Here is a 10,057-nt window from a genome sequence, read left to right on the forward strand (position 1 = left end):
GCCCGGGGGAGCGGCGTGCGCTCCGGCAGGGCGGGATCGATGCGGACGCCGCGGAAGTCGCCCTGCCGGACCACGGAGGCGAACAGGCGGAGCTGGCCGGTGGTACGGGCACGTTCGCCCTGCAGCCGGGCCGCGGGCAAGCCGGTCTCCTGGCTGGCACGGATGATCAGTTCATCGCCGATGGCCTCGATGTTGTCGGCGATGGCTTCCAGGAAGCCAGCGTGCGTTTCGGGGTCCAGCGTGCTGAAGGAGGGGTAGGCGTCCGCGGCGGCGGAGGTCGCCGTCATCAGCTGTTCCTGGGTGATCAGCAAATACGCCGGGGCGAGCTGTTCGTTGGTTGCGGGGTTGAAACCGAACGCTGTTTTCCCGCTGCCGGCGACGGGCAGGCCGGCGATCAGGGAGTGTCCGGTGAGTGTCATAGTGCTGACTCCTTAGGGAGGCGTTGATCAGGAGACGGTGGCGCGCTGAAACCGGGGTGGCGGTCGTGGACACCTCTCACGATCCGAGACGGGGATATTTCTTAACAGAACGCGAGGGAACCGTCAGGCCTGGTCGGCAGTTGACGTTCCCAGTGGATGTAGTCGTCGTCTGTCAGGGCGGCCTCGTCGATGTCGATTCCCCAGCCTGGGCGGTCCGGGCGCAGTTCAAGGTGGCCGTCTACGGGAAGGTAAGGGTCGGGGCACCAGGTGGTCTGTTCGAGCTTGTACTCCAGGATCGAGAAGTTGCTGCACGCGGCCGCGAAGTGGAGGTTGTGGGCCACAGCAAGCGGGCCCATTGGATTGTGCGGTGCCACCGTGGTGAAGTGCGCTTCGGCGATGGTGGCGATTCTGCGCATCTGGGAGATGCCGCCGACGACACAGATGTCCGGCTGGACGATGTCCGCGCCGGCCCCCGAGAGGAGGCTGAGGAATTCGTTGGCCGAGTAAAGGCTTTCGCCGGTGGCCAGCGGGACGTTGAGTTCTGCCCGGAGCCGGTGCCATGCAGGAAAGTACTCCGGGCGGATGGGTTCTTCGAAAAACAGAGGCTGGTACGGGGCCAGCGCATTGCCGAGCTGGATCGCTTGGTAGGGCTCGAAGATCTTGGCATGGGCGTCAAAGGCGAAGTCCCACTCATCGGGGCAGGCTTCCCGGACGGCGCCGAAATAGTCGGCGGTTTCGGAGACCACCAGACCCCATCTGCGGTTGTGGAGGTCCCCGCGGAAAGGGCTGAGCTTGAACGCGGTGAACCCGTAGCGTTCGTTCAGCTCCTCGGTGACTGACCGGCATTCGGCGGGGTCCGGGGCTGAGTAGACACCGGCGTAGACCGAAACCCTGTCACGCACCGCCCCTCCCAGCAAGGCATAGACCGGCACGTCGAGGGCCTTCGCGGCGATGTCCCAGAGGGCGTGATCAATGGCCGAGATGGCAGCCAGCCCAATGGCGCCCTGCGGGAACCGCGCCTTGCGGATCAGTTTCTGGGTCACGAACTCTACCCGCCGCGGGTCATCGCCCTTGACTTGTTCGAACATGTAGTCGAGCACGGGGACAAGCGCCCAGTCCGGACCGTGGTTGTATGCTTCCCCCCATCCTGAGATTCCCTCATCGGTGTCCACGCGCAGGAGCAGCCGCGGCCGGTTGCCGACGCGTTGCATGAAGGTCTTGAAGCCGGTGATTTTCATGCAATCACTGCCCTTTCGGCGCGCGCCCGCTCGCTCAGTCCACTTTCGGGCATGAGGTCATGCATGGTGCTCCACTGGGCCAGAATGCCGGCGATCTCATCGCGGGCTGCTTCGCTGACCTCATGGCTCGGGGGCCTGATGGAGCGTTCACACAGGCCCAGCTGGGCGAGCGCTTCTTTGACGACGCTGACGTTGTTGGCGGACCTGTCCTCGGACCGCATTTCCTCAAACCGGGAAATCCGTGCGAGGAGACTGCCGGCCAGCGAATACTCCCCATTGCGCAGGGCGTCACGCAGCGAGAGCGACAGTTGGGGATTGACGTTGACCAGGCCGGAGGTGAATCCGGTCGCGCCGTGGGCTGCATAGGACAGGGCATACGGTTCGGCCAGACCGGCAATCCACACAAAGCGATCGGCTCCGGCCAGTTCCCTGATGCGGGCAAACTGCGTCGGGTCCGCCACGGCATACTTGATCCCGATGACGTTGGGGCACCGAATTGCCAGGTCGACCAGCATTGACGCGGTCACCCACTCGTTGCGGATGTACAGCACGAACGCCATGTCAGGGGCGGCTGCGGCAATCTGGGCATGGTAGTCCACCCAGCCTGCGGCCGATACATAGGGGTGGACGGGCTGATGGATCATCGCCATCCGGATGCCCACGTCCCTGCCGATGCGCACATCCGCATTGGCCGTCTCGATGTCGTATCCGATGCCCAGGAGCAGCGCAGCGTCGCCACCTACAGCCTCTGCCGAAGCCTCGATGAGCTGGCGGCGTTCAGCGACAGTCAGGGCGTAGAACTCGCTCGTGTTGCCGTTGGGCGTGATGGTGGTGACGTTGTTGTCGACCAGCCGGCGCAGCAGCATCTTGAAGGCCGCGATGTCCGGCACGCCGTCCCGGTAGGGGGTCACGGGGATGGCGACGACGTCTGCCAAGGCTGCCCGGAGGTCGGAGAATGTCATTGTTTTCCCTTGGCGATCTGTCCGACTGCACGGACCTCGAAACTGTGGATGTGGTTGAGGACGAGCTCCGCGGCACGGCCGGCGTCGCCGTTCCGCGCGGCGGCAAGGATTTCGGCGTGCTCAGCCGCCTCTGTCTCCCAGGACGGCTGCTGGATCCAGGCGTTGACCGAGATGAGGGCCGTCTGCTCGCGCAGCCCGTCGAGCATGTTCATGAGGACAGGGTTGCCGCAGTTGGAGTAGAGGAGCTGATGGAAGTCCCGGTTGGCGAGGCTCCGTTCGGCTTCGTCCTTGGCGGACGAGGCGCGGTCCAGCGCGTCCTGCGCAAGGTCAAGGTCCAGTCCGCGTTCCACAGTGCGGGCGACGGCGACGGGCTCTAGGAGTGAGCGGACGTCGAAGACGCTGCGCGCCATCTCCTCATCGACCACGCGGACGGTGGCGCCCTTGTATTCGCTCATCGTGACCAGGCCGGCACCGACGAGAGTCTTCAGTGCTTCCCGGACGGGGGTCTTGGAGATTCCGAAGCGGCGGGCCAGTTCGGTCTCGACAAGGGCCTGCCCTGCGGGAAGCTCGCCTGTCAGTATCGACCGCCGGAGTGCCTCCACAACGAGGCCGGTCCGGGAAGACGCTGGCAGCAAACCGAGTGGCATAACTTCAGTACTCACAATAAATTCCTTTCCATGAAACTCATCATATCAGGTGCATCATATGTAGTATATGATGTATGAGAACGACGGCGACCGAACCTTCCGGCCTACGCCCTATGAGAGGAACGCAATGATGCGTAAGAACGAAAGCTCATCCACCACCAGGACTCTCAAGAGAAGGACCGCCCTGTCCGTGGCGGCCGTCCTTGCCGGCACCATGGCACTGGGAGCCTGCGGCACCGGCGCCGACACCGGCGCCACCGAAAAGGGTGACGTCGTGCTTGAACTGTGGGACACGGATACCCGGCCCGAGCGCACGGAGAACCTGAAGACCTTGATCAGCATGTTCGAGGCCAAGAACCCCGGCATCAAGGTCAACTACCTCGGGCTGCCCACTGACTCGTACATGCAGAAGATCAGCACCGCCATCGCCACCAAGGCGACGCCGGACATCATCACGCCCAAGGCCTCCGACATCTCAGCGCTCGTCGCGCAGGGCGCCCTGGCACCCCTCGACGGCGACTTCAAGAGCGGCGGGTGGGAGGACAAAATATCGCCGGCGATGACCAAGTCTTCACGGGCTGCCTCACCCGATGGAAAGCTGTACCTGACACCGGCAACCAGCCTTGCCGACGTCGTCTATTACCGCTCTGATCTATTTAAGAATGCGGGGCTGTCCAGCCCCTCCACATGGGACGATTTCTACACGGCGGCGCAGAAGCTTACCGACAAGGCGTCGGGCAAATTCGGCTACACGCTCCGGGGCGGCAACGGGTTCTTCCCGCAGTTCGTCCAGATGGTCTACCCGCAGGCCGGAATGGCGACCTTCTTCCGTGAGGACGGGACGTCCACCCTGAACGACCCGGCAGTCATCGCCGCAGCGGAAAAATACGCAGCCCTGTACGCCAAGGACACAGCGGCCAGTGACCTGACCGCCGACTTCAAGACCATGGTGGCCCAGTTCGGCGCCGGGGGAGCGGCAATGCTCAGCCACAGCATCGGGTCCTACCCCACCCACGTCGCAGCTCTTGGCGCCGACAAGGTAGCAGCGGTCGCGCCGTTCCCCTCTGCCTCCGGCAAGTCCGTTCTGACCGGCCGCATGACTACCGGCTTTTCCATGTTCGAGGCCAGTGCACACAAGGAAGCCGCCTGGAAGTTCCTGCAGTACACGATGAGCGTTGAAGGCAACAGCTTCTGGGCCCAGAAATCTGGCTACCTGCCTGGCAACTCCGAAGTGGCCAAGGAATCGTGGGTGACGCAGAACCCTGCGATGCAGGCATCAGTCAAGGCACTCGAGAACAAGGATGCAGTCCTGCTGGAACAGCCCTACTACCTGCCTGAGTTCAACTCGATCACCACCACCGAGATGCTTCCGGAATGGCAGAAAGTGCTTCAGGGCCAGCTTTCCATGAAGGACTTCCTGACCACCAGCGCCGAGAAGCTGACCAAAGCCCAGCAAAAGTACATGAAGAAGTAACGCCATGACAGTCATCGCTCCCGCCCGCCCTGCAGAGCCAAAGCGGCCCTCAAGGTCAAGAAACTCAGGCCTGAGGCGCCTCTATCCTTATCTCCTCATCGGTCCGGCGGCAATCCTGACTCTGGTGTTCCTGGTCTATCCCGTCGGGAGCGTCTTCTACTACAGCCTCCAGCACTCGAATGTGACCCAGCCTTGGAACGACGGCTTCGCCGGCCTGGACAACTTCATCAGCATGGGTTCCGACCCCCTCTTCTGGCGGAGTCTTGCCTTTACCGCCCAATGGGTGGCCGTGGAGGTGGGGCTGCAGTTCATCTTCGGGCTGGCACTGGCCTTGCTGATCAACAAGACGTTCATCGGCCGCGGCCTTGCCCGGGCGCTCGTGTTCTCGCCCTGGGCAGTTTCCGGCATCCTCACCACCACCATCTGGATCCTCATCTACAACCCCTCCACCGGGATCGGCCGATACTTCGCGGACATCGGCATCGGCGAGTACGGCGTGTCCCTCCTTTCGGGGAGCGGGACCACGTTCTGGGCCGTCGTTCTGGCCGAGATGTGGAAGGGCATTCCGTTCTTCGCGATCCTTATCCTTGCCGACCTCCAGTCGGTGTCCCTGGAACTCTACGAATCCGCCGAGGTGGACGGGGCCGGCACCCTCCGGAAATTCGTCTCGATCACTTGGCCGCACATCCGCCAGGCCATCATCATCGCCACACTCCTCCGGGCCGTGTGGGAATTCAACAACGTTGACCTTCTCTACACACTGACCGGCGGCGGACCCGCGAGTTCCACAACAACCCTCCCGCTGTACGTCGCCCAGACGGCCATCCATGACCGGGACTTCGGCTACGGTTCGGCGCTGACCGTCGTGGCCTTCCTGATTCTGACGTTCTTCTCGCTCGTCTATCTGCGCATCACCAAGTCAAAAGAGGATGAAAAATGACCTCGCTGCTTCCCACGGCACCCCTCGCCCCGGCCAGGCCAGAGGCCGCCAGTACACCGGCACCACGGCCCATGAGTGCCCTGAAAAAGCGCGAGCGCCGCATAGGCAGGGTCCTGACCTACGCTCCGCTGACGCTGTTCCTTATCTTCACGCTCGTCCCGTTCTACTGGATGCTGCTCTTTGCATTCCGGCCCGCCGGTTCCACGTCGCTTGTGCCGTGGCCGATCACCTTCGACCACTTCGCCACCGTGTGGAACGGTTCAGGCTTCGGCATCTACTTCCAGAACAGCCTTTTCGTGGCCGGGATGAGCCTACTCACCTCAACTGTCATCGCGCTGCTCGGTGGCTATGCCCTGGCCCGCTTCAGGTTCCGCGGCAAGGCACTGTTCCTGGTGGCCATGCTGTGCACCCAGTTCGTGCCCGGCGCCATGATGCTGATTCCGCTTTTTGAGATCTTCAATGCCGTTGGCCTGACCAACAACCTGTGGAGCCTCATCATTTCGGACACCGTCTTCCACCTGCCGCTGTCTTTGATCCTGATGGCCGGGTTCATCCGCAACGTCCCCGTGGAACTCGAAGAAGCTGCTTGGGTGGACGGCTGCACCCGTATCCAGGCGTTCCGGCTGGTGGTCCTTCCCCTCCTGAAGCCGGGCATTGTGGCGGTCGGTTCTTTCGCGTTCATCAGCGCCTGGAACAACTTCCTGTTCGCCATCATGTTCATGAGCACGCAGAGCCGTTTCACGGTTCCTGTGGGCCTGAGCTACCTGCTGGGTGAGTTCGGCGCGGACTTCGGTGCCCTCGCCGCCGGCGGCGTCGTGGCCATCATCCCCGTGGTCCTCCTGTTCGCCTACGTCCAGAAATTCCTTGTCCAGGGGTTGAGCGCAGGCGCTGTCAAAGGCTAACGGCGCCGCCCAAACTTGACGCCAGTCAAATAACCAGCTGAGGCCATCAAACGATTCCATCCGCGGAGAAACTGAATACGGCTTGTCCGGCGGCTGGCAACAGGCGCCGTTGAACAAGCCTTCGCCTGGCGGCATGCTCACGCCCAGCAAGGATAAACGCAGTGGCGCTCATAAGACTCAGCTGGCGATCTCAATTTCGAATAAGGATCCATCCGTTGATGAGTTTAGCTCCGTCCCGCGACGTGTAAGGAATAATGCTCGCATGACCCGCAGGGAGATTGGTAAGAGGGAAGCCCAAAGGCCGGCCACGCCCACAGCGGCACCTGCCGACGCAGCCACCACGCTGCCGAAGGCCATGACCGGCAGGGCAAACCCCCGCGCGAAAGCGGCGGTCGGCGACGATCCGGTCTTCGCATATATCGCCAGCCTGCCGCAGCCCCAGCGCGGCATCGCCGAAACGGTCGATGCGCTGGCGGCAAAGACGCTGCCTGACCCCGGCGTTCAGTGAAGTGAGGCATGTCGTACTACGGTGTCGGCGATGGGTGGTGCTTCAGCTGCGGCGGTTTTGCTGGCCATGTCAAGCTCATGTTCATCAATGGCGTGGCGCTCGAGCCCGTACCGCCGGTGACACCGGTGGGGATGGGCAAGTCAACGCGGGGCTTGGAGCTCGAATCCATGGACGACATCGACGAAGGCCAGATCGGTGCGTGGATGAAGCAAGTCGCGTCCGTGCCGGGTGTCGGGGGCAGGAAGCGTTGAACCCGAGGGCCTGCTGCCGAGGCAAAAGGTCGCCGGGAAACGCAACACGTTGACGTCAACTTCGACAGCGCGAGCGGTGCCTCGACATTCACGCCAGTCCTAGAGGAATCGTGAAGTTTCGCTCACCTAGCTCTGGGTATAGCTGTTGCATGACCGCCAGGACCTTCGTTGGGTGGTTGTCCTCCCCGGGGCAGAACGGCAGGGCACCTAGTGATGGCGGGTGCTGTTCACCACCGTGCCCGTCGTCCGATCCACCGCGTAAGCGACGGCAGCACCGCCGGCGTAGGCGAACAAATCCGCGGAACCGAACGTGGTTCCAAGGACCAGGCGAAGGGGCGGCCAGGACTCTCCGAGTTCGGCTGGAAGACCAGTGAGCTGGAACAGTTCGATCATCACACAGACTGTAACGGCTGCGGCTGCAATCAGTGCCTTGGACTTAGACGGAAGCAGGATGGCCACGAGAACATAGACCAGAACTGCGTACAGGCCATCACCGGCGGGGACGGTCCACGCTGCATCGCTGAGGGTGCGAATGCTCAACCCAAGCACAACGCTCATCAGCCCGGCGATGCATAGCAAGGCCCGTCCGATTCTTGAACGCCCCGGTTCGAGAGAACAGCTCAATGCTCCACGCCTGCATTATCGAAGCTGCTCATTTTCCTCCCGGATGCGGACCAACAAGAATCTTCGCATTCAGCCTAGCTCAGCGCTCTGTTGCGGTAGATTAGCCGGCCGACGACGGGGGAGTACGTCCGATCGGCGGGGCATTTGGGTTTCTTCGGCTGCGGCTTTCGCCGGCCCGAGACCTGGCTGAAATTGTGTGCGTGCCGGGCCAGCGCGAGATAGGATTCCGCTCCCTGGCAGGACCGTGGCTTGATACCACAGCGGGCATTCGCTCCCTGTGCAGACTGCGAACGTTCCCGGTTGTTCGAGAGGACAAAGGCCGGGATGGCTGCGACGAAGGCCAACGGCCGGCTGGATAGCCGGTCGTGGTAGTCCACGGTGAAGTCAGCGCAGGCGCGTGCTGAGTATCTGCCGGCGCCCTCTGCCTCCGTCTTCTGAATGGTGCTGCTGAAGGACACGAGAACGTGCAGGGCCCCGCCTTCCCAGCCGAAGTCCCGGAAGCCGCACGTGGTCGCATAAGGCAAGGTCCGCAGTGACGTCTCGCAGGCTTTGTGGTCCTCCAGGTCGCCCCGGTGTGCGAGATCCGCGGCGGCCATCGCCAGCTCTTCGGCGTCATGCCGGATCTGGATATGGACAAAGCCGATAGTTCCGCTGCCACGGGCTCTGGGTATGTTTTTGGTTTGCCCAGCGGCCCCTACCGTCTCGAGGTCTACCGCTTTACGCAGGGTTGCAGCCCTCCGAAGTGGAAGCCCAGAGATCGCTCCGGGGCAGTGACCAGGACAGGGCTGTCCCAATGCTCGCATAGCACGCCCCAACGTGGTCGCTGTGGACCGACCGGCCGACGAAGCCCACCGACCGCCTGTAATCCGGGTACCCATCCTGGCTTGGGCAGCCGAAGTCTGTGGAACTCTGCCGATCTGCCCGTGGTAGCGCCCGACAGCTGCCGAGGTCGCTGCCACGGCGGCGCAGTTATAAACCAAGGTTTGCTGCCTAGCCTAACCGCGCGGACGGAGACGACGGGCCCGCCTCCTGCATTGCTACAGTGAGCCCATGAGCATGGCTAGAGGGGAACAAAACCCGCCGGACGCCAACGCAGGGGCCCTGCCGGACGGCCCAGTCGGCGTCGGTCCGGCTGAAGTTGCGCCTGCAAATAGCAGGGTCCGAAATCCTGTTTCCCGGCCTCCTTCCGCGCCGGCTGTCCCGCTGCCTCAGCGGCTGCCCGCCTGGCTAGTCCGGAATCCGCTGCATGCAGGCTGGACGTGGACGGGTTTCTGGGCGTTCCTGATCATTGTTGACGAGTTCGTGGACCTGGCCGGCTGGACCTGGTACGTGCTTGTGGGGATGGCTGCCCTGCCCACACTGGCCTGCACTGTGGCCGTGCTTCAGGCGACCCCGCGCCGGTACCTCAAGCCCCAGAAAGAATCGGTGCTCGCGCACTTCTTTATCCGGTTCCTCGCCCTGACGGCTGCGTTTGTGGTGTGGGGCCTCTCCGTGGTGGCCAGCGCCTCGATTTCCACAACGGTGCAGGCACTGGCAGGGAACTCGGAGCGTGCCGTGACCTCGTTGGGCTTCAACCTGCTCCTGGCGGCGGTCCCCCTGGTTGTGTCGGTGTTGTGGATGGCGCTTATTGTGCGCTGCGCGTGGTTCCTGCGCCGTCTCCGCGGCTGGCGCCAGAACCCGCAAGATTCGCGGCTGCCCAAGAGATTCCTGCGGCATTCGCCCCAGCTCCGGCGCGTTGTGGTGGGTCTCGCCCACCCCGGCCTGCTTCTGGTGGCTGGGCTGGGCACGTCGGTTCTGGCACTCTTCCTCGGCGCCATGGAACTCACGCTCAACCTGATTGCCTGAGGACCGGCAGCCGGCGGGAAAGAAACCCCACCCTGGGCGCGGGGCTGCGTGGCGGCATGGATTTGTCGGAGCGTACCGGACGTCACCTGTGTGGTGGTCACGGAGGCATGGCCCTGGAGTTTTTGGACTACTTGGACGTCGCTCATGGCTGACTCTGATGGCGTACCCAGAGTCGGCGAACGAAGGGTGTGCACAATGTGCACACCCTCGGCTTCGGATCGAGCCGTGTTATGTCTCGGGACATCGG

The 10,057-nt window shown here is 63.1% G+C and carries 12 protein-coding genes; 6 read left to right on the forward strand and 6 right to left on the reverse strand.

All coding sequences use genetic code 11. The features are described from left to right. From J7I79_RS20785 to J7I79_RS20800, 4 genes are all read right to left on the reverse strand, one after another. The coding region (locus J7I79_RS20785) for an aldehyde dehydrogenase family protein (RefSeq protein ID WP_214956571.1) at nucleotides 1-419 on the reverse strand (419 nt) is incomplete at its 3' end. Between the two features lie 101 nt (nucleotides 420-520). Further along, nucleotides 521-1,657 carry a mandelate racemase/muconate lactonizing enzyme family protein gene (locus J7I79_RS20790; RefSeq protein ID WP_214956573.1) on the reverse strand — a complete coding sequence of 379 codons (1,137 nt, stop codon included), beginning with the start codon at nucleotides 1,655-1,657 and terminating at the stop codon, nucleotides 521-523. Next, the gene (locus J7I79_RS20795) at nucleotides 1,654-2,619 is read right to left on the reverse strand and encodes a dihydrodipicolinate synthase family protein (RefSeq protein WP_214956575.1); all 966 of its coding nucleotides are present in this window, start codon (nucleotides 2,617-2,619) and stop codon (nucleotides 1,654-1,656) included. Before J7I79_RS20795 ends, J7I79_RS20790 begins: the two co-directional genes overlap by 4 nt. After that, nucleotides 2,616-3,281 (reverse strand): GntR family transcriptional regulator, encoded by a 666-nt coding sequence (locus J7I79_RS20800; protein ID WP_214956577.1) that lies wholly within the window; start codon nucleotides 3,279-3,281, stop codon nucleotides 2,616-2,618. Before J7I79_RS20800 ends, J7I79_RS20795 begins: the two co-directional genes overlap by 4 nt. Before the next feature lie 115 nt (nucleotides 3,282-3,396). Here J7I79_RS20800 and J7I79_RS20805 point away from each other — a divergent pair, with 115 nt between their 5' ends. From J7I79_RS20805 to J7I79_RS20825, 5 genes are all read left to right on the forward strand, one after another. After that, nucleotides 3,397-4,740, forward strand: coding sequence for an ABC transporter substrate-binding protein (locus J7I79_RS20805; protein ID WP_214956579.1), 1,344 nt, complete (start codon nucleotides 3,397-3,399; stop codon nucleotides 4,738-4,740). 4 nt (nucleotides 4,741-4,744) lie between these two features. Next, nucleotides 4,745-5,680: a carbohydrate ABC transporter permease gene (locus tag J7I79_RS20810; RefSeq protein ID WP_214956581.1), complete on the forward strand. Its 936-nt coding sequence runs from the start codon at nucleotides 4,745-4,747 to the stop codon at nucleotides 5,678-5,680. After that, nucleotides 5,677-6,582 carry a carbohydrate ABC transporter permease gene (locus tag J7I79_RS20815; protein WP_214956583.1) on the forward strand — a complete coding sequence of 302 codons (906 nt, stop codon included), beginning with the start codon at nucleotides 5,677-5,679 and terminating at the stop codon, nucleotides 6,580-6,582. The genes J7I79_RS20810 and J7I79_RS20815 overlap by 4 nt, the downstream gene beginning before the upstream one ends. Nucleotides 6,583-6,844: 262 nt before the next feature. Continuing rightward, nucleotides 6,845-7,090, forward strand: a complete 246-nt coding sequence (locus tag J7I79_RS20820; RefSeq protein WP_214956585.1) for a hypothetical protein — start codon at nucleotides 6,845-6,847, stop codon at nucleotides 7,088-7,090. An 8-nt stretch (nucleotides 7,091-7,098) separates the two neighbouring features. Beyond that, nucleotides 7,099-7,341, forward strand: coding sequence for a DUF1801 domain-containing protein (locus J7I79_RS20825; protein ID WP_214956587.1), 243 nt, complete (start codon nucleotides 7,099-7,101; stop codon nucleotides 7,339-7,341). A gap of 207 nt (nucleotides 7,342-7,548) precedes the next feature. Here J7I79_RS20825 and J7I79_RS20830 read toward each other — a convergent pair whose 3' ends face one another. Both J7I79_RS20830 and J7I79_RS20835 read right to left on the reverse strand, forming a co-directional pair. Beyond that, nucleotides 7,549-7,881 carry a DUF2809 domain-containing protein gene (locus J7I79_RS20830; RefSeq protein ID WP_214956588.1) on the reverse strand — a complete coding sequence of 111 codons (333 nt, stop codon included), beginning with the start codon at nucleotides 7,879-7,881 and terminating at the stop codon, nucleotides 7,549-7,551. 158 nt (nucleotides 7,882-8,039) lie between these two features. After that, entirely contained in the window at nucleotides 8,040-8,561 is a 522-nt protein-coding gene (locus tag J7I79_RS20835) for a hypothetical protein (RefSeq protein ID WP_214956590.1), read from the reverse strand. Nucleotides 8,562-9,015: 454 nt separating this feature from the next. Here J7I79_RS20835 and J7I79_RS20840 point away from each other — a divergent pair, with 454 nt between their 5' ends. After that, nucleotides 9,016-9,810, forward strand: a complete 795-nt coding sequence (locus J7I79_RS20840; protein WP_251043109.1) for a hypothetical protein — start codon at nucleotides 9,016-9,018, stop codon at nucleotides 9,808-9,810. Nucleotides 9,811-10,057: the final 247 nt, after the last annotated feature.

This window comes from Arthrobacter sp. ISL-69 (assembly GCF_018613775.1).
In the GTDB taxonomy this organism is placed as follows: Bacteria; Actinomycetota; Actinomycetes; order Actinomycetales; family Micrococcaceae; genus Arthrobacter.